The sequence below is a fragment of the Campylobacter sp. genome (assembly GCF_052169515.1).
Lineage (GTDB): Bacteria > Campylobacterota > Campylobacteria > Campylobacterales > Campylobacteraceae > Campylobacter_A.
The window spans coordinates 61,431-86,271 of the sequence record NZ_JBQNCH010000009.1 but is presented as its reverse complement, the minus strand read 5'-3'; the positions used below and the strand labels follow the sequence as shown (position 1 = coordinate 86,271).

The window sequence follows — 24,841 nt, the reverse complement described above, 5'->3', positions numbered from 1 at the left end:
GCTGGACGCCGGAGCGTCTAAAACGCCATCAGGCTAACTGGGATAAATTTGACGAGAAAACACTTCTTGGCAAGCCTGGCACTCCTGTTGAAGGCGAATACTATGGCTTGCCGTGGCCTTGCTGGACGGAAAAGCACCCAGGCAGTCCAAATTTATATGACATAAATAGACCGGTAATGCAAGGCGGCATGGGCTTTAGAAACCGCTTTGGCTTAGAGCACAACGGAGTTAGCCAGCTAGCAGGAAGTAGTTCTGCACCAACTGGAGGCGTTCAAGGTGGAGGATATCCTGAGATAACTAAGAAAAACATAGAAGAAGTACTTGGTATCACGCTAACAGATGAAGAACGCGAGAAAATGGGCGCTACATGGGCAACTGACGGCAGTGGCATAATCGCTGAAAAATGTATGGAAAAAGGCATCGCTCCATACGGTAACGCACGTGCAAGAGCTGTAGTTTGGACCTTCGTAGATCAGATCCCACAACACAGAGAGCCATTACATACGCCTCGTCAAGATCTTGTACAGAAGTATCCGAACTTTGAAGATAAACCAAATCACTACCGCGTCTATACGAAGTATAAGAGCTTGCAACAAAGTAAGGACTTCTCAAAAGAATTCCCAATAAATTTGACTACGGGACGCCTTGTAAACTTCAGCGGTGCTGGTATGGAGACGCGTGCTAGTATGTATCTGTCACGTATCACGCCTGAGATGTTTGCGGACATCCATCCAGAGTTAGCTAAAAAGTATGGCATCAAAAACTGGGACTTCGTTTGGATACATGCGCCTGAAGGCACAAAAATCAAGGTACGTGCTAGAATCGTACCGTCGGTTAAATCAGATACTATATTTTTGCCGTTTCACTGGGCTGGATACATGCAAGGTGTTGATATGACAGGAAATTTCCCTGAGGGAACAAAACCTTTCGCGGTAGGCGAGTGTGCAAATACCGTAACAAACTATGGATATGACATAGTTACTCAAATCCCAGAAACAAAAAGCGGTCTATGCCGCATAGAAAAGGCTTAAGATGAGTGAATTTAACGATAAAAATAGACTTAAATTTTACTGCGACGATGACAGATGTATCGACTGCAACGGTTGTGCGGTAGCTTGCGATGAGGCTCATGAACTGCCACTTGGCGTTAGAAGAAGAAGGGTTATTACATTGCACGAGGGCGAGATTGGAAAAGAAATTTCGACCTCGATCGCTTGTATGCACTGCGAAGATGCGCCGTGCTCACTTGTTTGCCCGGTTGATTGCTTCTACATTAGAGCCGATGGTGTCGTGCTTCACGATAAAGATATCTGCATAGGCTGTGGATACTGCTTATATGCTTGTCCGTTTGGCGCACCACAATTCCCTAAAGATGGTGTATTTGGCGCAAGAGGCGTTATGGATAAATGTACGATGTGTGCAGGTGGTCCAGAGCCTACAAATAGCGAGCTAGAGCGTGAAGAGTATGGCCAAAACAGAATTTCTGAAGGCAAAGTGCCAGTTTGTGCTGCGATGTGTTCAACAAAGGCGTTACTAGTTGGAGAGTCAGACGTGATCGAGAAAATTTACAACGATAGAGTAAGTGCAAGAGGCTATGGCTTTAAAGACTTAAAGCAAACTGCAACTTGGAAGATCGCTTACTACGCTGGCGACAGATTAAAACTAAAAATCTAATTTTATAAATTTGGTGTAGTTACTCTGCACCAAATTTATTCTTTTTATATACTTAAAAATATACTCCATTTTTTGATAGATAAATTTTCATATTGAATTTTAAAGCTATAATGGCAGCTCATTAACTATCTTTAATCTTAAAAACTTATATATAAGCTAGACTAGTTTGTTTGTAAAATTTTGTCTAATCTAACTTTGTTTTATGGGTGTTAAGCGACTTGGTTGATATAGTAAAACCTTAGCTCTATTAAATGCTAAAATTTGAAAATAAAAGATAAGTCCTAAATTTGCATATGTGGTCATGGTGGCAGTCGTGCCTAAAATTGTGCTAACTTAAATTTAAAAGATCAAATTCCACCCAAAATTCGCTGCCTGCACCAGCCTCGCTTTTTACGCCGAGCTTCGCACCGTGGATTTTGGCGATATTTGCCGCGATAGCAAGCCCAAGGCCACTACCTGTGTTTACATTTTTATTTCTTGAACTATCAGCTTGGTAAAATTTATTCCAGATTAGCTCAATGTCTTTTTGAGAAATTCCGTTACCATCATCTTTTATAGAAAGTAATGCGTGCGTTTTTGATGCGCTCAAACATAGTTCAATCTTAGTTGTGGCAAATTTTAGTGCGTTGCTTAAAAAATTATCTATTAACTGAGAAATCATCAGCTCATCGCCCCAAATTTCAATGTCCGGTGCTATACCATGGCTAAATTTTATTCCTTTAGCACTAGCTAGCTTCTCATAGTCGGTGGCTAAATCTTGCAAAATAGAACTTAAATTTATGCGCTTTAGCGTCAAATTTTTACCAGATTCCAGCCTTGAAAGCTCCAAAATTTGATCTATCAGTGAGCTGATCTTTCTTGACTGTCTTGTGATGACCTCCAGCGACTCTTTTGCTTCGTCCAAATTTTGCGCATAGTTTACGGCGTAGTCACTCTCGGCCATGATGACGGACACTGGCGTGCGTAGCTCGTGCGAGATGTCTGAAGTGAGCTGTTTTTCGCTTTGATAGACCTTTTCGAGTGAATCCAACATCTGGTTAAAAACGCTTGCAAGTGCGTGTAGTTCGTCTTTGCTAGCAGGCAGGTCAATACGCTTTGAAAAGTCCTTACTGGTGCCTATCTCAAGAGCGGTTTTGGACATTGTAGCGACTGGCTTCATCGCATTTTTTATAGTTTTATAGCCACCATAAAGCACAAAAAGAAACAAGACTGGCACAAAAACGCCAAGCGCTAGTAAAAATAGCCCCTCTTTTTTGAAAAATTTCTCTGCATTTATTACGCCCCTTATCCAGACTTTTTTGCCTTTGACTGCGATATCGTAGTAGTAAAAGCGGTTTTCGCCATTTTCGTAAAATTTCACTTCGCCACTATCCATCTTAAGTGAGCCATCAAAGTTTTTGGGTACTAAACCACCGAGCACTTCGCCATTTGCACTGTATTTTATAAAAAATATCCCATTGTCGTATGGTTCAAATTCGTCCGTATCATTAGCGATTTTGGTGACTGATTTGGCTAGCTTCTTTTGGCTCACGTCCTCAAAAACCTCATCTGCCACGACCGCAGAGATAGCAACGAGAGCCGTTACGATAGCGATGATAAAAAACGAGTACCAAAGCGTTACGCGCGCCGTTATTGGGATGTTTGCGAAGATCCGCTTAATCCTTAATAACATAGCCAAGTCCTCTTTTGGTCTGGATCACTTCGCTCTCACCAAGCTTTTTTCTTATATTTTTAATAAGCACATCAATGACGTTTGAACCACCGGTGTAGTCGAAGTCCCAGACGTGCTCTTTGATCTGGTCGCGAGTTAGAATTCTGCCCTTGTTTAGCATCAAAAACTCTAAAATTTCATACTCTTTGCCAGTTAATTCGATGCTTTGCCCGGCTAGCTCGACAGATTTTTTAGAAAGATCTATCTTTAGCTCACCTGAGCAAATTTCATTGGCCGCTACGCCGCTTTTTCGGCGGATCAGCGTTCGCACCCTAGCTAGTAGCTCTTTAAAATCAAATGGTTTTACTAAATAATCATCAGCTCCAGTGTCAAGTCCCTTTACGATGTCGTCTATCTCGTCCTTTGCGGTGAGCATGAGCACCGGAGTTGCTAGCTTTTTGGTGCGTGATTTTTGCAAAAATGTAAGGCCGTCCATCACTGGCATCATGATATCAAGCACGATGAGATCGTAACGCGCCACGGCCGTAAAGTCCACCGCTTCCTCGCCGTTAAAGGCACTATCGACGCTATATCCGTTTTTCTTTAGGTGCTTTACTATGACGTTGTTCAGATCTATTTCGTCCTCGACGACTAAAATTTTCATCCTTGCCTCATGTAGTTTTGCCAGCTATTTTATCAAATTTAGCGGGGATCTTGCCCGCGCTTTTCTGGCCGTTTTCATCTAAATTTAGGATTTTGTTTTGCTCGTCTGCTTGCGACGCCGCTAAAATTTATATTCAAATTTATGCCAGCGTTTAAGTTAAATTTCGTCCGAGCTTCGGGCGCATAAAATCACTTCGTGTAGTTGCCGATTATCTCGCCAGTTTGCGCGTTTATTATCACCTTTTTCTCACTTATGCCGCGCTCAAGCTCGATCTCGTAGATCCAAACGCCGTTTTTGTTATCCAGCTCAGCTCCGTCAAGGCTCCAGCCAGCCTCGAGCGCTAACGCTTTAGCTACCGCCTCATCGATACTAAGAGCAAATTTTGAAAAATCTACCGCTTCGATTGGCAAGATGTGTTCTTTATTTTTATTTTCTACTTTAACGATCTGACCGTTTACAGCGTCTATCTTAATTTCTTGTTTAACACCATTTTTAAACGATTCTATCTTGTAGAAAGTTTCACCATTTTTTACGTCTATCTCGATATCTTTGACACTTGAGCCTGGGAAATTTTTCGACGCTATGTTTAAAGCCTCTTTTGACGTGATAGCTGCTTGCAAGCTTGTCGCACTTAAAATCGCTGCTAAAAAAGCTGAGCCTAGTATTTTTTTCATTTTTGATCCTTTTGATTTTTGATTTCCAACTCTTCGTTTGGTTGATCGCATTATAAAGGTCTTAAATGAAGCTGCGATGAATAAATAAAATTTTTTGTTTTTATATCTATAAGAATTAGTGTAGCTACTGATTAAAAAAGTAGAGAGTCTTAAAATTTGTCGTTAAAAAAGCAATGATTTTGAGGTAAATAGTCTTGTGACTATGAGCTTTTGTGGTAAATAATTAAGCCCTCAAGCATGCACGATCTCTATCTCGTTTATATCTTCAAATTTGATCCTGGTTTTTACAACCATAAGAGTTTTATTTTTAAAATTTACATCGGAGATTAGCCCTCTAGCATTTGCATAGGTATAGCCGTCATAGTAGCTCACGTATACTTCATTAGCTGCTCTTAGCCTGCTTATCTTTTTTAAAATTTCATCCACCATGCTTTCATCAAGTTCAAGCTTTTCTCTTCTCTCACGCTCTTTTTGGCGGAGGGCTCGCTCTAAGGTTGATAGGGGATTAAACGAGCTAAAAATTTTTGCTCTATCTTTACTCGCCACTTTTGTGCCCTCCGATCTTTTTATTTCGATCTTGCCCAGTGGCTTCTGGTAGTAGATCGATCGCTCTTAAAACCGAGTTTTTGCCAAATTTTTCTTTTATGAGATTTAGGGATTTTAAAACCGCCTTTTCTTTAGTATCATCCTCAAAAAGACTAGAGTGAGCTAGACTCTCTTTTACTACGTCGTTTGCACTGATGCTAATTTGCCTAATCAGCCCAACATTTTTTATCTTGTTTAAAAGTAGCTCTTCGGCTGAACTCATCAGCATGCTTGAGACATTTGTTGGTGTCTTAAACCGAACGCTTGCACGCTGGTGTGGCTCAAGCTTGTCGGCAAATTTTATATTTATCGTTATTCCACTTGCCATTACTTCTTTGTTGATCATCCTAAGTGCTAGTCTATCAGCCATTTCTTTTAGTACTACTACCGCCTCACAGCGTTCGTAGTCTCTTGGTAAAATTTCAGAGCTAAAGTAGGATTTTGTGCTTGGCTTGTATGCTTTTATGTCAGCTATTGTCGTTGGCTCTATGCCATTTGCGTGGTCTATTGTTATATAGGCATCAACTCCAAAAAATTTCTCAAGTAGCCTTCGCGGAGCATTTGCTATATCTTTCATACAAAAAATTCCATGTTTTTCCAGCTTTAGCCTAGTTTGCTTACCGATGCGCCAAAAGTCATCTAGCGGTTGATGCGTCCAAAGACGTTCTTTATAAAGCTGCTCGTCTAAAAATGCAATCCCATCATCACTGTGCTTAGCTAGGATATCAAGGGCGATTTTTGCGAGGTATAAATTTGTGCCCATGCCACAGGTGGCAGTCACGCCAGTAGTTTTTAAAATTTCATCCATTATCTTTTTGGCTATGGATTTTGCATCGGTATTATAAAATTTAACATAAGAAGTAAGATCGATAAAGGCCTCATCGATAGAATAGACATAGATATCATCTTTTGAGACATATTTTAGGTATATCTCATAAATTTTAGCCGCATAGTCGATGTAAAACTGCATTCTAGGCGGTGCAATGATAAATTTTATAGCCTTTGGTATTTCAAAAAGCCTGCATCTATTTTTCACACCTTTGGCTCTAAGAGCTGGGCTAACGGCTAGGCAAACACTTCCGTTGCCGCGACTATCATCAGCCACGACTAGATCGGCTTTAAATGGATCAAGCCCTCGTTCCACGCACTCAACTGAGGCGTAAAAGGATTTTAGATCAATGACGGCATAAAATTTTTGTGCTTCGTTTTTCATGGAGTGATTATAGATGAAATTTGGTAAAAGTTGGCATGTGTAAAATTTTAAGGGCATTTCTGCCCTTAAAATTTATTATCTTGTTGGTGAAAGATATGGTTTTTCAGAGTGCATAGTCATCTCGTTTTCTTTTCTAAATGCTATATACTCATCTTCGCTTAGCCGCTTAATGTTTGCTATTGTCATCTTAAGCGGTGTGATGCCTGAGAGCGGATCATGGTCTTGTGCGTTTGCAAGCTCGTTGCCATCGGCCTCACTATAGTGGAAAGTCGTAAATATCGTACCCTCTCTAAGGTCTTCATTTATACGGAGTTTTGCGGCTATTTTGCCACGTTTGTTCTCGACTAATGCATAACAGCCATCCTCTAGCTCCCTCTCTCTTGCGATATCAGGGCTTACTTCTATTAGTGGACCTTCGATGCCAGCGCCGTACTCTAGTGGCGAACACTCTCTTGTCATCGTTCCAGTGTGGTAGTGATAGACCTTTCTGCCTGTCGTAAATAAGCAAGGATAGACCTCGTCTGGCACCTCGCTTAGTGCGCCAGTTCCCACTGGATAGCCATCTGGTATGTTCATCTTTGCCCTAAACTCAGCCTCTATTTCTGGTCGCTTATTTTTATCATCAGTGTAAAGCACTGGCACTAGGCGGAATTTACCGCTTGGAAGCATTGATTTATGGTCGGTGTAAAGATCTGGCGTACCTGGATGATCTTCATCAGGGCAAGGCCAGCTGATACCACCAAGCTTTTCTAGCCTGTAATAGCTAATACCACCAAAGAATTTAGGCATTAGTTTTCTAAGTTCATCCCAAACTTCTTCAGCGCTTAAGAAGTTAAATCCCTCAAGTCTCATTGCGTTTGCGATGTTACAAACCACTTTCCAGTCAGGCTCAACACCAGCCACTGGCTCGCTTGCTTTTCTAGTGCGTTGAACACGGCGAGATGTATTGATAAATGTACCATCTTTCTCTCCCCAGCCAGCTGCAGGCAATACCACGTCTGCTTTTTGAGCACTTTCAGTAAAGAATAGATCTTGCACAATAAAGCAGTCTAGGTGGTGTGTGGCATGCACAAAGTGCTCTGTCCAAGGGTCACTCATGACTGGGTTTTCGCCGTATACGTAAAGCACTTTTAACTCGCCACTATCCATTTTATCAGGCGCATATGTTAGTTTAAATCCTGGCTCTGGGTTTAGCTCAAAGTGCCAAACTTTACGTGCTTGCTCTTGTGCGTAGGCGCTATTTACTGGACCTGCTGGGATGACGTTAGGAAGTGCTCCCATGTCGCATGATCCCTGAACGTTGTTTTGGCCGCGCAGTGGGTTCACGCCAGCGCCTTTTTTACCTAAATTTCCTGTTAGCACGGCTAAATTTGAAAGTGAAAATACGTTTGAAGTACCGTCACTAAACTGAGTAATGCCCATGGTGTAGCAAATGGCTGCACTGCCAGCTTTAGCGTACATTCTGGCAGCTTCTATTATAAGCTCTTTTTTTACTCCAGTCTCACGCTCATATCTCTCAGGTGTGAAGTCTTTTACCGCCTCTTTTAGGTATTCAAATCCCTCGGCGTACTTTTCTATAAATTCACTATCTTGTAAATTTTCAGAGATTATGATGTTCATCATTGTATTTAGTGTTTTGATGTTTGAGCCAACTGGAATTTGCAAGTAAATATCGGCTTTTTTAGCCATATCGGTGCGTTTTGGATCGACAACGATCATTTTTGCACCACGCTCCAAGCCTCTTTGTATCTGCATTGCAATTATTGGGTGACACTCGCTTGTGTTGGTGCCTATTAGTAAAAACACATCTGTATCAGTTGCAAACTCAACTAGATCATTTGTCATCGTTCCGTTTCCAAGCGTGCTGGCAAGACCTGCCACTGTTGGAGCGTGTCAAAGGCGAGCGCAGTGATCTACGTTGTTGCTTCCTAAAGCGCGAAAGAATTTTTGAAAAACATAGTTGTCTTCGTTGTTTGAACGAGCCGAGCTAAAGCCCATGATAGAGCTTGGTCCATACTTTTCGACACTATTTTTAAACGTCTTTCCTAAGAATTCATAAACTTCGTCAAAACTTACCTCTTCAAGTTTGCCGTGTTTATTAAATTCTCCATTTAACTTTCTCATCATAGGTTTAGTTAAGCGTTTTGGAGAATTTACAAATTCCCAACCAAACATGCCTTTTAAGCACAACTCACCATCATTAACATGATGGTTGTCTGTTGGTTTTGCATCGACGATTCTACCGTTTTGCACCACAAGATCTATACCACAACCAGTTCCACAGTAAGGACAGGTTGTTTGAACTATCTTTTGCATGGCAATCCTTTCAAATAATATTTCTACAACTTGGATTATTATATTCCTTATAAAATAAAAGTAATTTTAAAATTAATATATTTTCTTAAATTTTATTTAAGTAATATGCAAAATTTGCATATTTTAGAATGTGGTATTTTAAAAAAAGCTAGTTGAATTTATAAAAAACTCTATTTAGATAAAGGCCCTCGGCTGGTGCTGGGATGCGAGTTAGGGCAGGGTGGCCGTTAAGTGAAGCATTGATGAGCTCGCTACCATTTTTTAGCTTTATGGCTTTTAGCAAATTTGCGACCATAAGTCTTACTTGGGCACGCAAAAAGCCATTAGCCTTAAAAACGATTATAGTTTGCTCTTTGTGCGTGTAGCAAAATGCCTTGTAAATTTCTCGCACTGGACTTTTTGTATCACTGCCCATTTTCATATAGGAGCTAAAATCATGCTCGCCAATAAAATTTGACAAAATTTCATTTGCTTTTTTGATGTCAAATTTAGGTAAAAAGACTTTATAATTTGAGCCAAAAACATCAAATTTGCCATGATCTATCACATATCTATATGACCTGGCTACTGCATCAAATCTTGCTTGAAAATTTTCATCAACCAAATTTATATGTTTTATATGAATGTGCGGATGTGCGTGGCGATTTATAAGATCTTTTAGGCGATTTAAATTTTTAAAATGATCGCCGCAAATGACAGTTGAGCTTTGGTTGTTTGCGTGTACATTTTTATCCGTGCGTGAGCTTGAGACTATTTTTTCGAATATTCCAACATGAGCTAAGGCACGTGAGAACTCATCTTCTACACCATTTTCATGGGACTGAGTTTGCGAACCTTGAAATTTGGAGCCATCGTAGCTGTAAATTAATTGGATTTTCATCAGTATCTTCGCATGATCTTGGCTTTATAAAGTAAAATTCCAGCCAATAAAAAGACGAAAAATATGAGCGGAATCGCAATAGTCGGCTTTGATGAAAATAGCATTATGAGCGTAAAATACCCAAACAAAACGCCAAATGTGCCAACATAAACCATCCCTTTTTCGTATCTATAAGTAACGATACCAAGACTTATGGCAAAAAGTGTGCTAGCAAGTGGAAAAAGCGCTACAAGTACATATGTGCTAAAGTCCTTTTTTCGTTTGTTACTACTTGACATCTCCATCCAGTACTCTTTGATGCTTCCTACATCGCTTATTTCTTCGCTTTGGGCAGTTCTTATTTTCATGGATTTAAAGTTGCTTTGATGATAAATTTCATCTTTTATATCGTACATTTTACCTTCAATCAAAGAAAGCTCAATACTTTGATTTACATTTGTGATCTTTGCTTTTTCAGCTACGATTAAACGCTCGGAGTCTTTAATGCCTGGATTAAACATAACGATGTCTTTATAAGTGGTTCCATTACTATCTTGTGTTTCGCTACCCACATAAACCATCCAGTCGGAAAATTTTTGACCAAACTGGGTTGGCTTTAGATTTAGTTTGGCAACAGTTTTTTTGTAATCAATAAAATTTGAGTTTAGTTGAGCTGCTATTGGTATCATTACGATGGCAACAATAAGCAGAGCCGCACTTAAAAGAGCAGAAAAAACTAAGAAAAATCTAGCTATTTTATTTGGCGAACCACCAAGTGTAAAGATAACGATACTTTCATTCTCTTTTGATAGCCTAAAAAGCGTCATCGCCAGTGAAACAAAAAATGCGATAGGCACGACAAATAGTAACACTCTTGGAATCATAAAAGAGTAGAGTTTAAAAAGCTCACCAAAACTGATCTCAATATAAGATGTCACGCGTGTGATTTGGATAAAAAATACGATTGACATGATCAAAAAAAGCGTACTAAACAGTGATGCAAAAGTACCTAGAAAGTTAAACAAAAGATATTTATTTACTCTACTCATAAATGAACCTTAAAATTTCTAAAATTTGCTCTTTAAAAGCATATGTGACAAGCAGTCCAAGGCTTAAAAACGGCACAAAAGCTAGCTCGTAGCCCTTTTTACGAACGAGCGCATAGACTGGAAGTGTAAGAAGTGCAGCCAGATAGATAGCCACCAAGGCTAGCTTGGCTGGTAAAATGGCTCCAATGATCGCTGCGATAAAGATATCTGCACTACCCATGGCTTCGCGCTTCATCGCATAGCTCACAGCAAATCTTAGTGCCCAAAATATAAATCCAAAAATAAGCAAATTTAAAATTTGAGCAAAAATTCCTTTAAAGATAAAAAGCAGCACAGTGTAGGCAAATGCAAAAAAAAGCGCTGCAAAAAGAAGCGGATCTGGCACGGCTTTATATCTTATGTCTATGATGCTAAGGGCTAGCAACATAATAAAACAAAGTCCTAAAAATAGTGCATAAAGCAGAGTTTCTACGCTTAAAATTTCGCCGCACTCTTTAAAAAAGCAGATCAGAAAAAATAATCCAGAGACTAGCTCAACTAGCGGATAGATAAGGCTTATCTTTTGCTTGCAAAAAGCGCATTTTCCACCTAAAAATAGCCATGAAAAAATTGGGATATTGTGATAGAAATTTAGCTTGTGAGAGCATTTTGGACAGTGAGAAGCTGGAAAATTTATACTCTCGTTTTGTGGCAGGCGGTAGATTAGCACATTTGAAAATGAACCTACGCAAATACCCAAGACAAAAGCAAAAATAGCAAAAAACAAAACCAAAATATCCATTATCTCACTAAACTCCGCCAAATCTTCGCTCTATATCTTTAAATTTCGCCACGATGTCAGTAAGCTCCTCTTTGCCAAAGTCAGGCCAAAGAGTCGGTGTGAAAAATAGCTCGGCATAACTTGCCTGCCAGAGCATGAAATTTGAAAGCCTGCTTTCGCCACCAGTTCTGATGAGAAGATCGACTGGCTCGCTCTCATCAAGTGCCGCATTTAGGCTCGCTTCGGTTATCTCACTACCTTTTAAATTTAGCTTTTTTACAGCCCTTACGATCTCGTCTTTTGAGCCGTAGTTTATCGCTAAATTTAAAAGTAAATTTGTATTTTCTCGTGTTGCATTTTTGGTGATCTCGATCTCATTTTTTAGTTCATCACTAAATGGTGAGATGTCGCCGATCGTGTTAAATTTGATCCCATTTTTTATAAAATCATCACGCTTTAAAAGAAGAAATTTTTTAAGCAAATTCATCAAAAAATCTACCTCTTTTTGCGGCCTTTTCCAGTTTTCGGTGCTAAATGCGTAAAGGCTTAAAATTTTTACCTCATTATTGATGCAAAATTTGCACATATCGCTCACCACATTTGCCCCAGCCTCGTGCCCATTTGTCCGCAAAAATCCACGCTTTTTTGCCCAGCGTCCGTTGCCGTCCATGATGATAGCGAGGTGATTAAGTTTATTCAATATCTAGCCTTTAAAGTCAATTATCTGCTCTTTTTTACTCCAAAGAGCGCTTACGTTTTGCATCAAAACTGGTGTGTCAAATTCGCTTTTTAGCAAGCTTGCGACGTTGTTAAATGGGGTTACAATCTCGCACAAAATTTCATCTTTAAATTTAAAAATAAGCGGAGCAAAATTTGAAAATACGAGAAAAACACTCATCCCATTTGCCTCTTTTTTTAGCTGAAAAATACCGTTTATACCGCTATACACAAAGGGTATATGCACGACATTTTCTTGTAGAGCAAAGAGCATTTTTGCTAGCACTCTCATCCCGTCTTTTGTTTTAACTTCACTTAAATTTTTAAACAAATAGCTGTAAAGCCACACTAAATTCTCATTTTTTACCAAATTTTCTATCAAATTTAGCCCATCGGCCAAAATGTCCTCATCTAAAATTTTTGGCTTTTCGTATAAATTTTTTATGACGATGTTTTCGCCCTGACTATGCACCTCGCCCCAATATCTTGAGCCTACGTTTAGCTCTTTTACGCTTTTTGTGTTTAAATTTCTATTTGCAAAATTTAAGATGTATCTGTTAAAGCCCACCTTTTGGCTCACTAAAATGCTAAGTGGCAAGGACGAATTTATCGCTACTAGTGGAGCTTGGCTGTTATTTGCTATTTTTTGGACGCGTGAGATTTGCTCTATCATAAATTTGCTGCTAGCTCCACGATACGACCTGCGATCTCATCTTTTGATGCAAGCGGTAGCAGGGTCTCGCCAGCCCTTGTGATGAAATTTACCTCGTTTTGCTCGCTTGCAAAGCCGTTTTTCTCGCCCATCACATTTAAGCAAACTGCGTCAAGTGCTTTTTTCTCTAGCATTGATCTAGCATTTTTAAGAGCACTTTGACTTGATAGCTCGAGCTTAAAGCCGATCTTTTTACAGCTAAATTTGCTTAAATTTTGCAAAATGTCAATGTTTTTGTTTAGTCTTAAATTTAAAACCTCGCCAACATCCTCTTTTTTTATCTTGCCATCAATCTTTGTTGGTATAAAATCACTCACCGCAGCGCACATTACAAGTAAATTTGCATCCTCGCACTCTCTCTTGCAAAGCTCTAAAAGATCGCTACTTGAGCTAAATTTAAGGCTTTCAAATGGCTCGCTACTAGTTTCAAAGCTAGCAAGTAGTTTTACCTTTGCACCTGCGTAGTAAAAGGCTCTGGCCAAGGCTTTTGCCATCTTGCCGCTTGAGAAATTTGTAACGGCTCTCACATCATCTATCTTTTCAGTTGTTGCGCCGCCTGTGATAACTACTTTTTTGCCTGCAAAAATGGGCTTGCTAAGTCTTTTTATGGCAGCTTTTACTATCACTTCAGGGCTTGCTAAAGCGCCCTTGCCAACATCGCCACAAGCTAGAGTTTTAAGAACTGGCTCAACCACTAAAGCGCCGTTTTTCTTTAAAATTTCAAGCGAATTTTGTGTTGCGTAATGCTCGATCATATTGTTATTTGCAGCTGGTGCTACGACTAAAGGCACGTGTGAGGCGGCGATTAGCGTTTGCATGAAGACATTGTCACAGATGCCAGCTGTTAGTTTGTTTATCGTATTTACCGAGGCAGGTGCTATTAGCACTAGATCCATTTTAGAGTAGGATATGTGATTTACGCCATCTTGCCAGTTTTGCGTTTGTGAGCTTAAAATTTTATGCTCGCTTAGCGCTTCAAAACCACTTACGCTGCAAAATTCAAGCACTCCGTCACTTAAAGCCACGTAAACATCAGCGCCTTGCTTTTTGAGCAGTGATAAAATCTCGTAAGCTTTATAAAAGGCGATACTACCGCAAACGGCTAGTAAAATTTTTTTATTTTTTAACATCGTCTTTGCCAAAGAATTTCTCAAAAAAGCCACTTTTATTTTCTTGACGAGCTCTGCTGATCGCTAATGCACCGCTTTCAACGTCTTTTGTGATGGTGCTTCCTGCTGCGATGATAACGTTATCAGCGATATTTACAGGGGCAACTAGCTGTGTATCTGAGCCAACAAAGACGTTTTTGCCGATTTTGGTTTTGTATTTTGCCTTGCCGTCGTAGTTGCATGTGATTGTACCACAACCTATGTTTGTGCCACTTTCTATCTCGCAGTCGCCAAGGTAGCTTAGATGTCCTACCTTGACGCCATTTAAGACTCCTTTTTTGACCTCGACAAAATTTCCAATATGAGTGTCTGAAATTTCAGAATTTGGCCTTATGTGAGCTAGTGGGCCGATATCTGAGTTTTTGATGACGCTACTTTCTATCACTGACGAGCTTTTGATGATACTCTCTGTGATGACGCATTCGCCAAGGATGCTTACGTTTTCTTCGAGCACGCATTCGCCTTCAAATTTAGCCCTGCTGTCTATGAAAATGCTCTCAGGCATGCGCATCAAAACGCCAGCCTTCATCAAATTTTGCTTGATCTCATCTTGCATTATTTTTTCTGCAATGCTAAGCTGAAATTTATCATTTATGCCCATGAAATTTTGCTCATTAACATTTACTGCAACGCACTTTAAACCCTTTTCATTTGCTATTTTGATGGCGTCAGTTAGGTAGTACTCTTTTTGTGCGTTTTGATTGCTTATGAGTGGTAAAATTTGCTCTAACGCCTCGCGCTTAAAGCAGTAGCAGCCAGCATTTACGCTTTTTATAGCAAGTTGCGCTTCGCTCGCATCTTTTTGCTCGACGATGGCTTCAACTTTGCCGTTTTTTATGATAACTCTGCCGTAACCAAAAGGATTTGCTGCTTCAAATGAGCTCATAACCACATCTGCTTCGGCATTTGCTAGGCGCATGAGGTCAGTTGATCTAACAAGTGGCATATCTCCGCAAGTAACAAGCACCTTTTCGCCACTTAGGCTAACGCCTTTTATCGCTCCAGCAGTGCCTGGGAAATTTTCTAAATCTTGCTCAAAAATTTTAGTTTGAGGGAAAATTTCTTTTATTTTTTGACTAATTAACTCTTTTTCGTAGTGAAGCACGACACTAACGTCATTTGTGATGCCATAGGCTTGTTTTAAGATGTGAATTATCATCGGCTCACCACAAAGTTCAAATAGGACTTTTGGGCGGGTTGATTTCATTCTGGTGCCAAGACCAGCAGCTAAGATTATGATTGAAGTATTGTTCATTTTTAAGCCTTTTAACGTTAAAAATTTCGCAGATTGTATCAAAAAATGGCAAACAATTTTTTTAATTTAACGATTTTTTCAACAAAAAGCTAATAGAATAGGCAATCTTAAGAATTTATAAATAAAGCGAGTTTAAATGGATTTAGGAACCGTCGTCGGCTGGGTTTTGACCCTAGTGCTTTTGTTTGGATCAATGGCAATTGGCGTTGGTATAGGACCATATATCGACGTACCTTCGATAATGATCGTTTTTGGTGGTACTATCGGCGTTATGATGGTTGGCTTCAAGATGGAGACGCTTAAAGGTATTGGTAAATTTTATGGTGTTGCCGTTAAGCCACCTGTTGTTGTAAATTTGCCTGAGACTATAAAAAAGATAGTTGATTACTCTACAAAAGCTAGACGCGATGGAATACTAGCACTTGAGAGCGAAGTAAATAACGAAACAAATCAGTTTTTAAAAAAAGGTCTTTCAATGGCTGTCGATGGTAATGAGCCAGATGCTATAAGAGCGCTTTTAGAGATTGACATAGACCAAACTAGTGCTAGACATACAAATAACATTAAAATTTTTGAACAAATTGGTGGTTTTGCTGGTGCGATGGGTATGATCGGTACTCTAATAGGTCTTGTTGCGATGCTTCTTAACATGTCAGATCCTAGTGCGATCGGCCCATCAATGGCGGTTGCTTTGCTTACGACACTTTATGGTGCGATGATAGGTAACATCATCGGTGCACCTGTGGCAAATATCCTCTCAATACGTGACTCTGACGAGGCACTTGAAAAACAAGTCATTTTAGAGGGTATCATGGCGATACAAGCAGGGGATAATCCAAGAACACTTGAAGCTAAGCTCTTGGCGTTTTTACCACCAAAAGATAGAAAAAGTCAGTTTGAATAATGGGTAAATTAATAGATCCTAAAGAGTGCCCAAAGTGTATGCCTGAGTGGCTTGCTACTTTTGGTGACCTCATGTCGCTTTTGCTTTGCTTTTTTGTTTTGCTTCTTTCGATGGCAACAATGGATGCTAAAAAGATGGAGGCTGCTGTTGGCTCGCTAGCCGGTGCTCTAAGTGTACTTGAGGGTGGTGCTAGACCTGAAAATCAGATAGAAAAAGAGACAGACCCAGAAAGTACTCGTGCAAAAAAATCAAGCAGGCAAAAAGGCTCACAAAGTGAGCTAAGTGCGACAGTTAAAAAAATAAACGAGCTACTAACTGCCAGTGGTGCACCTGAGATTACTATGGAAGAGAGCGAAGATGGCTTTATCGTAAGGCTTCCGGCAGCCATGCTTTTTGATAAGGATAGTGCTGAAATTTCTGGTGAAGATGCAAAGTTGTTTTTAAAACGTATAGGTATGATTGTGGCAAAAATGCCAAATGAAGTAAAGGTTGACATCATCGGACATACTGATAACATAGAGCCAAATAAAGACTCAGCTTATAAAAATAACTGGCAACTTTCAACTGCAAGAGCTTTAAGTGTAGTAGAACAGCTTAGTAGCGATGGAGTGCCACAAAATAGGCTGATAGCTTCAGGAAAGGCTTCGTTTGATCCTATTGCTACCAATAACACAGAAGAGGGTAGGGCAAAAAACAATAGAGTAGAAATTCACTTCGTCTCTCTTGAGCCAAAAAACAAAGAGGCTACTAAGAAAAGTATCCTTGATATGAGGAATTAGTCTTGAAAGCACTGCTTAGCTTAGCGGTTTTATTTTGTGTGGTTTTTGGGGCTGATCCGGCCTTGCCAACTATAAATTTAAGTCTAAATTCTCCTACAAATGCTGAGCAACTAGTAAATTCTCTAAACGTTTTACTTATCCTAACAGCACTTGCACTTGCTCCGTCGCTTATCTTTATGATGACAAGTTTTTTAAGGCTTGTTATTGTCTTTTCATTTTTGCGTCAAGCTATGGGAACGCAACAAGTTCCACCTTCAACGGTGCTTATCTCACTTGCCATGGTGCTTACATTTTTTATAATGGAGCCAGTTGGTAAACAAAGCTACGACGAGGGCATAAAGCCTTATATCGCAGAGCAGATAGGCTATGAAGAGATGCTTGATAAGAGCTTAAAGCCATTTAAGGAATTTATGGTTAAAAACACAAGAGAGAAAGATCTGGCATTATTTTTTAGGATAAGAAATTTGCAAAATCCAGCAAATATTGAAGAAATTCCGCTAAGTATAGCGATGTCAGCCTTTATGATAAGCGAGCTAAAGACATCTTTTGAGATAGCGTTTTTGCTCTATCTGCCGTTTTTGGTTATCGATATGGTCGTAAGCTCAGTTTTGATGGCGATGGGTATGATGATGTTGCCACCTGTTATGATCTCGCTGCCATTTAAGCTACTAATCTTCGTGCTAGTAGATGGCTGGAATTTGCTAATAGGAAATTTAGTAAAAAGCTTTCACTGATGAAAAATTTTCTATTTCTTTTTTTGCCATTTCTTCTGTTTGGCTCAAACTTGAGCGTGATCGCAAACAAAGCTACGCAAAATGAAATTTCAAAAATAAAAGAGCTTAACGTAAGAAGAGCAAATTTAAGTGATGAGGCTACTGCTAGCGCCTATTTGCCAAGCCTTAGCCTAGAAGGCTCATACGGCAAAAACGCAAGCACATTTCCAAGCATTGTCGCTAAAGAGTCAGCTGGCGTGCTGGCTAGGATAGATTTTTTGCTTTATGATGGCGGTGCCAGAGAAGCTAGGCTAAAAATTAGCGAGCTTTTAAAAAATAAAGCCATGATAGCCAATGATGAAGCAAAAAATTATCTTGCTTTTAAGGCTGTAAATTTATATTTTAATGCTTTAGCGCTTGAAAATATAATAGCCGCTAAAAATGCTCAGGCAAATTTTTTAAAAGGCGTTTTAGACAAGCTTGAAAAGGCAAACAAAGCCGGTCTTGCCGCAAAAGATGAGCTTGAAAACGTGAGAGCAAAGTATCATCTGGCAAATAGCGTGGAGCTTGAATACAAAAACAAAATGGAGCAAATTTTAAACGAGATAAATTTATTAACAGGTGAGCAGATTTTGCCTATTGGTGGGGCGAAAATGGCTGAAGTTAGCCAAAATTTATCTTCAAAAAATGCCGAGCTTGATAGACTAAACCAGGATATTTTTATAAGTGAGGCTAAGCTTGATGAAGCAAGGTCTGGCTTTTTACCTCAGATCGTGCTTTATGATAGTTATGGATTTTATAAAAACAACTACGACCTAGAGCTTGGTGCCTTTAGTCCGTATCGCTCTTACGTAAATAAATATATAAAAGAAGATACGCATGGAAATAAATTTGGCATTAGCTTTAAATGGAAAATTTTTGATTTTTTTACTACCAGTAAACTGAGTCAAGCCCAAAAGATCGCAATTGATGAAGCAAGATTAAACTTAGAGTATAAAAAGCGCGAAAATGAGACAAAACTTAAAAATTTGCAAAACGAGATCGCAACGCTTAGCTCAAAGATCGACTCGCTAAATGAATATGTAAAGGCAAGCGAGCTGGCACTAAAGGCGAGCTCTGAGAAGTATAGCTCTGGACTTTTAGGCTATAGCGATCTACTTGAGGCACTCTCTCAAAAATTTGATGCAATTAGTCTTCTTGAGAGTGCCAAAGATGAGCTTGAGATAAAAAAAGCGGAGTTCTTTTTTGAAAATGGAGAGCCAATTTTACAAAGGATTAGAGATTGAAAAAGCTTATATTTTTGATGATTTTTTCCATTTTTTCATTTGCTAGTGAAGAAATTTTTGCTGACTTTGAAGTCTATGCTAGACAAAGCTCAAAACTTGCTTTTGAGAGTAGCGGCAAGGTCGAACAGATATTAGTAAATGTCTCAAGCAATGTTAAAAAAGGTGATGTGCTTGCAATACTTGATCAAAGTAGCCTAGAAATCGCTCTTAAAAAGGCAAAAAACGATCTTGCGCTAGCTAAAAACGCTAAGGAATTTGCAAAAAATACTTTGAATAAATTCAATAAAGTAAAAGATGTCACTTCAAAGCAAGAATTTGATGAGGTAAAGTATAAATTTGACGAGACGGCTTTAAGAGTGCAAGCAGCTGAGATAGCCATTTTAAACGCAGAGGATCATCTTAAAAAAACTATTTTAAAAGCTCCGTTTGATGGTGTGATAGCTGGCAAAAATATAGAGCTTGGCGAGAACGTTTCGCCACTAAGTCCAGCCTTTGTCTTAAATTCAAATGAGGCTAAAATTTTAATAGCAATAGATGAAAAATATATAAATTTAGTAAAAATCGGCGATACATTTAAATTTAAACTTGACTTAGCAAGCGAAGAAAAAGAGGTAAAAATTTCACTCATTTATCCAGAGATAAAGAGAGAAACTAGGAAATTTTACGCAGAAGCTTATACTGTGAGCTTAAAGCCTGGTATGTTTGGCCAAGGCAAAGTGTTAATCGGCAACAGCAAATGATCAAAACAGCCATAAATCGCCCAATCACTACACTTATGATATTTTTGAGCCTAGTAGTCTTTGGCATCTACTCTCTTGTAGTCATGAATGTAAATTTATATCCACAAGTAAATATTCCAATAGTAAAGATCACTACCTATGCAAATGGCGATATGAACTACATCAAGACAAAAATAACGCAAAAGATTGAAGATGAAATTTCAAGCATTGAAGGTATCAAGAAAATTTACTCGACCAGTTTTGATAACTTAAGTGTAGTTACTATCGAATTTGAGCTAAACAGGGACTTAGAGAGTGCCACAAACGATGTCCGAGATAAGGTACAAAAGGCAAAGATAAATGCAAACTATGAGATAGAAAAGCTAAGCGGACTCTCAGCCCCAGTCTTTAGCCTCTTTGTCACAAGGCTTGATGATAATCAAACTAAGCTTATGCAAGATATTGATGACGTGGCGAAGCCATTTTTGGAGCGAATAGGCGGAGTTTCAAAGGTTAAGGCAAATGGCTTTTTGGAGCCTGGAGTTAAAATTTTACTTGATAGATTTAAGCTTGATAAAAATTCTCTTAGTGCAAACGAAGTGGCTAATTTAATAAAAATAGAAAATTTAAAAGCACCGCTTGGCAAGATAGAAAATGATCAAATTCAAATGGCCATAAAGTCAGATTTTAGTGCCAAAAGCTTAGAGGATATTAGAAATTTAACCATCAAACAAGGTGTGTTTTTAAAAGATATCGCAAGCATTGAGCTAGCTTACGAGGATGCAAATGAAGCTAGCATTATGAATGAAAAAAGAGGCGTTTTGCTCGGTCTTGAGCTAGCGCCGAATGCAAATGCACTAAAAGTAATCTCTCTTGCAAAGGCAAAGATAGATGAGTTTAAAAGCTTACTTGGTAAGGATTATGAAGTCGTAATCGCTTATGATAAGAGCGAAGTGATACAAAAACACATTAATCAAACCGCCTTTGACATGGTGCTTGGTGTTGTGCTTACTATATTCATAGTCTTTGCCTTTTTGAGAAATTTATCCATTACTATCATCTCAGTCATCGCGATACCAACTAGCATTGTAGCGACTTTTTTTATCATAAATGCTCTAGGATATGACATCAACCGTCTAAGTCTTATCGCGTTAACGCTTGGCATTGGTATATTTATCGATGATGCAATCGTCGTTACTGAAAATATAGCAAGTAAGCTAAAAAATGAGGAAAATGCACTAAAAGCAAGTTTTGCAGGTGTGAGTGAGATAGCTTTTAGCGTCTTTGCTATCTCGCTTGTATTGCTTTGCGTTTTTGTGCCAATAGCTTTTATGCAAGGTATCGTTGGTAGGTATTTTAACTCATTTGCTATGAGCGTGGCAGCTGGTATCGTTATTTCATTTTTTGTGAGTATTTTTCTCATTCCAGCGCTTAGTGCTAGGTTTGTAGATGCTAGACAAAGTAGATTTTATATAAATAGTGAGTCATTTTTTGAAGCACTTGAAAACGCATACGAAAAACTTTTGACTTTGGCTTTGAAATTTAAGCTCGTATTTTTAGCCCTAACGCTTATGGTTATTTTTGGCTCATTTGCTCTAACAAAATTTATAGGTGGAGATTTCATGCCAAGCGAGGATAATTCGGAGTTTAATATCTACTTTAAACTAGATCCCTCGCTTAGCCTAGAGGCTAGCAAGAAAAAGCTAGAAGACAAGATCTCACTTATAAATTCTGATGAGCAAGTGGCATACACATACTTCATCCTTGGCTACACGGATGCAAAACAGCCATATCTTGTAAAAGCCTATGTAAGACTTAAAGAGCTAAAAGATAGAGTTGGTAGTGAGCGGCAAAATATCATCATGCAAAGGTTTCGCGACAAGCTAAAAAGTGATGATATGAGCATAATAGTAGCTGATCTGCCGATAGTTGAAGGTGGCGATAGTCAACCTATAAAGCTTACCATCACATCTGAAGATGGCAAAGAATTAGAAAAATTTGTACCAAAAATAAGCAAAATGCTAAAAGAGATAAACGACGCAACCGATGTAAATTCACCTGAAGAAGATCTACTAAAACGTGTGCAAATTTCTATCGATGAAGACAAGGCAAAGAGGCTAAAATTAGATAAAGCTAGCGTTGCAAGTGCAGTTTTTAGTGCTTTTAGCGAAAACGCAGTATCTGTCTTTGAAAACAAAAACGGCAAAGAGTATGACCTTTTTATGAGGATTGATGATAAATTTAGAAGCAGTGAAAGTGATATTTTAAGAACAAAGATCAGAAACAAAGAGGGCTTTTTTGTCACACTCGGCGATGTAGCGACGCTAAACTATGAGCAAAAGCCAGCAAGTATTTCGAGATTTAATAGAGCCGATGAGATCAAATTTCTAGCAAATACTAAAAATAATGTTCCACTGGATAGTGTCGCAAATGAAATTTCAAAAAAGCTTGATGAAATTTTGCCTGCAAATTTTAAGTATAAATTTCTTGGCTTCGTAGAGCTTATGGACGATACAAATGCTTCGTTTATCTTTACGGTAAGTGCTAGTGCGGTTCTTATTTATATGGTGCTTGCGGCACTTTATGAGAGCTTTTTGTTGCCATTTCTTATCATGCTTGCCATGCCACTTGCTTTTTGTGGCGTTGTGATAGGACTTTTTATAAGCGGCAATCCATTTAGTCTTTTTGTCATGGTTGGCGTTATATTGCTCTTTGGTATGGTCGGTAAAAACGCCATTTTGGTCGTTGACTTTGCAAATCACTTTGCAAATAGTGGCATGGAGGCAAACGAAGCTGTAAAAATGGCTGCCAAAAAGCGATTAAGGGCGGTTTTGATGACAACATTTGCCATGATATTTGCCATGCTGCCACTTGCTCTTAGTAGGGGTGCTGGTTTTGAGGCGAACTCGCCTATGGCCATTAGCATTATTTTTGGGCTTATTAGCTCGACTATCCTTAGTTTGCTTGTAGTGCCTGTGCTTTTTGCATGGGTTTATAATCTCGATAAAAAGATAAGAAAAATTTACGAAAGGGAAAAAATTTGAGAAAATTTTTGGCTATTTTGATCTTTGCTTTGCCACTTTGGGCTGGAAATTTGCTAGAGATCATCGCACTTGCTCAGAGTGCAAAGCTTGAGAGCCTAAAAGAATTTAATAAAAATGATTATATAAACGCAAATAAAAGTAAAAAGCTAAATTTATCACTTGATGGCAGATATACTTTTATCCCAGATGAGCTAAAGGGCGGCTATATGACAAAGGCAGGCTCGATCACAGCTAAGGTTGAGTATCTCATCTTTGACGGAGGAGCTAGTGAGGCTGCGGATAAAATTTTAGATCACAAAGGTGTTGCAAAAATTTATAAAGACGAAGAACTGATGAATCTAACAGCCTTTCAGGTTGCTAAGGTCTATTTTAACGCCATTGCCCTAAACTCACTTATAAATTTAGAGACAAAATTTACCGATGCTTTTGCCAAAGCTGCTAGCGAAAATGAGTTTTGGTTTGAGTATGGCTGGATAGACAAGGCCGAGTTTGACGCGATAAATTTTACACTAGATAAAAAAAGAGCCGAGCTTGACGAGCTTGGACTTAAGCTAGCGGAACTAAACTCAAGGATAAATTTGCTCTCAAATGGCGAGATTGGTTTTAACCCTGGCTCAAAAATAATGATGCCTGATTTTAGCAAGGATGAGTTTAGTGCTAAACTTGGTGCAATGGAGCAGGAAAAATATATAAAAGAGCAAGAAAATGAGAAGCAAAAGAGTAAATTTGCACCAAAAATTTACTTAAAAGATACGCAAAGTGTGAATAATAACAGCTTTAAAAAAGGCGAAAAGACAGCCGCGCAGATGGCTGAGGCCTACGCTGATGCAAATAAGCCAAGAGTGGAGTTTGAGTGGAAACTTCCAGATAGTCTGAGCCTTAGCAAACAAAGTCAGGCTAAACGTATCGAGGAGCAAAAAGCTGCCCTTGACCTAAGCGATGAGGAAAATAGAATAATCGCTCGTCTAAAAGATATAAAAGCTACGATAGAGAGCCTAAGTGCAAGACTAAATTTAGAGAGCCTAAAACAAGATAAGCTTGATAGTGGCTTTAACGATCTTCTTAGCAGCTATCTTGACGGCGAGATAAAATATGAAGAATTTTTGTTTGTGAGTGAGAAAAATTTTAGTGATAGGGCAAATTTCATACTTGATGGCGATTTGCTTGAGTTAAATAAGCTTGAGTATTTTTTTGAATGTACAAGAAAGATAAATGAGGTAGTAATAGAATGAATAAATTGATTTTTGTAACCGTTTTGTGGGCGTTTAGCTTTAGTTTGATAGGTGAGTTTCTAGCTGGCAAGGTAGATAGTTACCTAGCTGTTTTTGCACGCGTTGCGCTTGCAAGTTTGGTCTTTTTGCCATTTACAAAATTTCGTGGCATTAGTCCAAAGTTAGCCTTTGGCATAATGGCGATCGGAGCAGTGCAAATAGGGCTCATGTATCTATTTTATTACAATTCATTTTTGTATCTAAGTGTGCCAGAAGTTGCACTTTTTACCATTTTTACGCCATTTTACGTCACTCTCATATATGATGCGTTTAGTTTTAAATTTAGACCGCTTTATCTTTTTAGCGTGGGCGTGGCGGTTTTTGGGGCACTTGTCATAAAGTATGGCGCGATAAATGATGGCGTGCTAAAGGGCTTTTTGCTAGTGCAAGGCGCAAATATCTGCTTTGGAGCAGGGCAGAGTGCTTATAAAGCACTTTTGGAAAAATTTGAAGTGGATCAAAAAAATGTCTTTGGCTACTTTCACTTTGGCGCATTTTTTGTAGCCATTGTCGCACTTTTAACTCTTGGTAATCCGGCTAAATTTACGCTTGATCTAACGCAAATTTTAGTCCTTCTTTGGCTTGGCGTGGTCGCTAGTGGACTTGGATATTTTATGTGGAACAAAGGTGCTTGCGAGGTCGATAGTGGCGTGCTTGCCATTATGAATAACGCTCTAATACCAGCCGCCATCATAGTAAATTTAGTCTTTTGGCAAAAGGATACAAATTTAACCAGACTCATTGTAGGGGCCGTGATTATGTATGTCTCGCTAGTCATTCACAATAAAATTATGAAATTTTACGGCATGAAGGTTGCTTAGAAATTT

At 38.9% G+C, this 24,841-nt stretch carries 23 protein-coding genes; 10 read left to right on the top strand and 13 right to left on the bottom strand.

What is annotated here, in order from left to right; genetic code table 11:
- Together ACTTKV_RS04665 and fdh3B are read left to right on the top strand one after the other, a co-directional pair.
- The coding region (locus tag ACTTKV_RS04665) for a formate dehydrogenase subunit alpha (protein WP_442549480.1) at window positions 1-1,031 on the top strand (1,031 nt) is incomplete at its 5' end.
- A gap of 1 nt (window position 1,032) precedes the next feature.
- Window positions 1,033-1,674, top strand: coding sequence for a formate dehydrogenase FDH3 subunit beta (fdh3B, locus tag ACTTKV_RS04660; RefSeq protein WP_442549479.1), 642 nt, complete (start codon window positions 1,033-1,035; stop codon window positions 1,672-1,674).
- Window positions 1,675-2,002: 328 nt separating this feature from the next.
- Here fdh3B and ACTTKV_RS04655 read toward each other — a convergent pair whose 3' ends face one another.
- From ACTTKV_RS04655 to glmU, 13 genes are all read right to left on the bottom strand, one after another.
- Complete coding sequence (locus ACTTKV_RS04655; protein WP_442549478.1) at window positions 2,003-3,346, bottom strand: ATP-binding protein; 1,344 nt, start codon at window positions 3,344-3,346, stop codon at window positions 2,003-2,005.
- Window positions 3,330-3,989: a response regulator transcription factor gene (locus ACTTKV_RS04650; RefSeq protein WP_442549477.1), complete on the bottom strand. Its 660-nt coding sequence runs from the start codon at window positions 3,987-3,989 to the stop codon at window positions 3,330-3,332. The genes ACTTKV_RS04655 and ACTTKV_RS04650 overlap by 17 nt, the downstream gene beginning before the upstream one ends.
- Before the next feature lie 188 nt (window positions 3,990-4,177).
- Window positions 4,178-4,663: a PepSY domain-containing protein gene (locus tag ACTTKV_RS04645; protein WP_442549476.1), complete on the bottom strand. Its 486-nt coding sequence runs from the start codon at window positions 4,661-4,663 to the stop codon at window positions 4,178-4,180.
- A 231-nt stretch (window positions 4,664-4,894) separates the two neighbouring features.
- The gene (locus tag ACTTKV_RS04640) at window positions 4,895-5,209 is read right to left on the bottom strand and encodes a YolD-like family protein (protein WP_442549475.1); all 315 of its coding nucleotides are present in this window, start codon (window positions 5,207-5,209) and stop codon (window positions 4,895-4,897) included.
- Complete coding sequence (locus ACTTKV_RS04635) at window positions 5,199-6,518, bottom strand: Y-family DNA polymerase (RefSeq protein ID WP_442549474.1); 1,320 nt, start codon at window positions 6,516-6,518, stop codon at window positions 5,199-5,201. Before ACTTKV_RS04635 ends, ACTTKV_RS04640 begins: the two co-directional genes overlap by 11 nt.
- Before the next feature lie 18 nt (window positions 6,519-6,536).
- Window positions 6,537-8,777, bottom strand: a complete 2,241-nt coding sequence (locus ACTTKV_RS04630; protein ID WP_442549473.1) for a molybdopterin oxidoreductase family protein — start codon at window positions 8,775-8,777, stop codon at window positions 6,537-6,539.
- A 148-nt stretch (window positions 8,778-8,925) separates the two neighbouring features.
- Window positions 8,926-9,657 carry a tRNA pseudouridine(38-40) synthase TruA gene (gene truA / locus ACTTKV_RS04625; protein WP_442549472.1) on the bottom strand — a complete coding sequence of 244 codons (732 nt, stop codon included), beginning with the start codon at window positions 9,655-9,657 and terminating at the stop codon, window positions 8,926-8,928.
- Complete coding sequence (locus ACTTKV_RS04620; protein WP_442549471.1) at window positions 9,657-10,685, bottom strand: LptF/LptG family permease; 1,029 nt, start codon at window positions 10,683-10,685, stop codon at window positions 9,657-9,659. Before ACTTKV_RS04620 ends, truA begins: the two co-directional genes overlap by 1 nt.
- Window positions 10,678-11,466 carry a prepilin peptidase gene (locus ACTTKV_RS04615; RefSeq protein ID WP_442549486.1) on the bottom strand — a complete coding sequence of 263 codons (789 nt, stop codon included), beginning with the start codon at window positions 11,464-11,466 and terminating at the stop codon, window positions 10,678-10,680. The genes ACTTKV_RS04620 and ACTTKV_RS04615 overlap by 8 nt, the downstream gene beginning before the upstream one ends.
- A gap of 7 nt (window positions 11,467-11,473) precedes the next feature.
- A complete protein-coding gene (gene uppS / locus ACTTKV_RS04610; RefSeq protein ID WP_442549470.1) occupies window positions 11,474-12,145 on the bottom strand; it encodes a polyprenyl diphosphate synthase in 672 nt (223 codons plus the stop codon).
- Between the two features lie 3 nt (window positions 12,146-12,148).
- Complete coding sequence (locus tag ACTTKV_RS04605) at window positions 12,149-12,835, bottom strand: hypothetical protein (RefSeq protein WP_442549469.1); 687 nt, start codon at window positions 12,833-12,835, stop codon at window positions 12,149-12,151.
- Entirely contained in the window at window positions 12,832-14,004 is a 1,173-nt protein-coding gene (coaBC, locus tag ACTTKV_RS04600) for a bifunctional phosphopantothenoylcysteine decarboxylase/phosphopantothenate--cysteine ligase CoaBC (protein WP_442549485.1), read from the bottom strand. The genes ACTTKV_RS04605 and coaBC overlap by 4 nt, the downstream gene beginning before the upstream one ends.
- A complete protein-coding gene (glmU, locus tag ACTTKV_RS04595; protein WP_442549468.1) occupies window positions 13,991-15,298 on the bottom strand; it encodes a bifunctional UDP-N-acetylglucosamine diphosphorylase/glucosamine-1-phosphate N-acetyltransferase GlmU in 1,308 nt (435 codons plus the stop codon). The genes coaBC and glmU overlap by 14 nt, the downstream gene beginning before the upstream one ends.
- A 136-nt stretch (window positions 15,299-15,434) precedes the next feature.
- Between glmU and ACTTKV_RS04590 the strand changes: the two genes are divergently transcribed.
- From ACTTKV_RS04590 to ACTTKV_RS04555, 8 genes are read left to right on the top strand one after another with little or no spacing between them, the layout of a single operon-like run.
- Complete coding sequence (locus ACTTKV_RS04590; RefSeq protein ID WP_054196832.1) at window positions 15,435-16,202, top strand: motility protein A; 768 nt, start codon at window positions 15,435-15,437, stop codon at window positions 16,200-16,202.
- A complete protein-coding gene (locus tag ACTTKV_RS04585; RefSeq protein ID WP_103582945.1) occupies window positions 16,202-16,981 on the top strand; it encodes an OmpA/MotB family protein in 780 nt (259 codons plus the stop codon). Before ACTTKV_RS04590 ends, ACTTKV_RS04585 begins: the two co-directional genes overlap by 1 nt.
- An 11-nt stretch (window positions 16,982-16,992) precedes the next feature.
- Window positions 16,993-17,715, top strand: a complete 723-nt coding sequence (gene fliP, locus ACTTKV_RS04580) for a flagellar type III secretion system pore protein FliP (protein WP_442549484.1) — start codon at window positions 16,993-16,995, stop codon at window positions 17,713-17,715.
- A complete protein-coding gene (locus ACTTKV_RS04575; protein WP_442549467.1) occupies window positions 17,715-18,980 on the top strand; it encodes a TolC family protein in 1,266 nt (421 codons plus the stop codon). Before fliP ends, ACTTKV_RS04575 begins: the two co-directional genes overlap by 1 nt.
- The gene (locus ACTTKV_RS04570; protein WP_442549466.1) at window positions 18,977-19,720 is read left to right on the top strand and encodes an efflux RND transporter periplasmic adaptor subunit; all 744 of its coding nucleotides are present in this window, start codon (window positions 18,977-18,979) and stop codon (window positions 19,718-19,720) included. The genes ACTTKV_RS04575 and ACTTKV_RS04570 overlap by 4 nt, the downstream gene beginning before the upstream one ends.
- Window positions 19,717-22,743, top strand: a complete 3,027-nt coding sequence (locus ACTTKV_RS04565) for an efflux RND transporter permease subunit (RefSeq protein ID WP_442549465.1) — start codon at window positions 19,717-19,719, stop codon at window positions 22,741-22,743. Before ACTTKV_RS04570 ends, ACTTKV_RS04565 begins: the two co-directional genes overlap by 4 nt.
- On the top strand, window positions 22,740-23,975 hold the full coding sequence (locus ACTTKV_RS04560; RefSeq protein ID WP_442549464.1) for a hypothetical protein: 1,236 nt from the start codon (window positions 22,740-22,742) through the stop codon (window positions 23,973-23,975). Before ACTTKV_RS04565 ends, ACTTKV_RS04560 begins: the two co-directional genes overlap by 4 nt.
- Window positions 23,972-24,835, top strand: coding sequence for an EamA family transporter (locus tag ACTTKV_RS04555; RefSeq protein WP_442549463.1), 864 nt, complete (start codon window positions 23,972-23,974; stop codon window positions 24,833-24,835). The genes ACTTKV_RS04560 and ACTTKV_RS04555 overlap by 4 nt, the downstream gene beginning before the upstream one ends.
- Window positions 24,836-24,841 lie beyond the last annotated feature (6 nt).

Bases quoted from the DNA above. Each gene is read 5' to 3' on its own strand.
- ACTTKV_RS04585 (WP_103582945.1), top strand. From the start codon at position 16,202: ATGGGTAAATTAATAGATCCTAAAGAGTGCCCAAAGTGTATGCCTGAG.
- coaBC (WP_442549485.1), bottom strand. From the start codon at position 14,004: ATGTTAAAAAATAAAAAAATTTTACTAGCCGTTTGCGGTAGTATCGCC.
- fdh3B (WP_442549479.1), top strand. From the start codon at position 1,033: ATGAGTGAATTTAACGATAAAAATAGACTTAAATTTTACTGCGACGAT.
- ACTTKV_RS04620 (WP_442549471.1), bottom strand. From the start codon at position 10,685: ATGAGTAGAGTAAATAAATATCTTTTGTTTAACTTTCTAGGTACTTTT.
- ACTTKV_RS04565 (WP_442549465.1), top strand. From the start codon at position 19,717: ATGATCAAAACAGCCATAAATCGCCCAATCACTACACTTATGATATTT.
- ACTTKV_RS04635 (WP_442549474.1), bottom strand. From the start codon at position 6,518: ATGCCCTTAAAATTTTACACATGCCAACTTTTACCAAATTTCATCTAT.
- glmU (WP_442549468.1), bottom strand. From the start codon at position 15,298: ATGAACAATACTTCAATCATAATCTTAGCTGCTGGTCTTGGCACCAGA.
- ACTTKV_RS04605 (WP_442549469.1), bottom strand. From the start codon at position 12,835: ATGATAGAGCAAATCTCACGCGTCCAAAAAATAGCAAATAACAGCCAA.
- ACTTKV_RS04645 (WP_442549476.1), bottom strand. From the start codon at position 4,663: ATGAAAAAAATACTAGGCTCAGCTTTTTTAGCAGCGATTTTAAGTGCG.
- truA (WP_442549472.1), bottom strand. From the start codon at position 9,657: ATGAAAATCCAATTAATTTACAGCTACGATGGCTCCAAATTTCAAGGT.
- ACTTKV_RS04655 (WP_442549478.1), bottom strand. From the start codon at position 3,346: ATGTTATTAAGGATTAAGCGGATCTTCGCAAACATCCCAATAACGGCG.
- ACTTKV_RS04590 (WP_054196832.1), top strand. From the start codon at position 15,435: ATGGATTTAGGAACCGTCGTCGGCTGGGTTTTGACCCTAGTGCTTTTG.
- ACTTKV_RS04575 (WP_442549467.1), top strand. From the start codon at position 17,715: ATGAAAAATTTTCTATTTCTTTTTTTGCCATTTCTTCTGTTTGGCTCA.
- ACTTKV_RS04615 (WP_442549486.1), bottom strand. From the start codon at position 11,466: ATGGATATTTTGGTTTTGTTTTTTGCTATTTTTGCTTTTGTCTTGGGT.
- ACTTKV_RS04650 (WP_442549477.1), bottom strand. From the start codon at position 3,989: ATGAAAATTTTAGTCGTCGAGGACGAAATAGATCTGAACAACGTCATA.
- ACTTKV_RS04555 (WP_442549463.1), top strand. From the start codon at position 23,972: ATGAATAAATTGATTTTTGTAACCGTTTTGTGGGCGTTTAGCTTTAGT.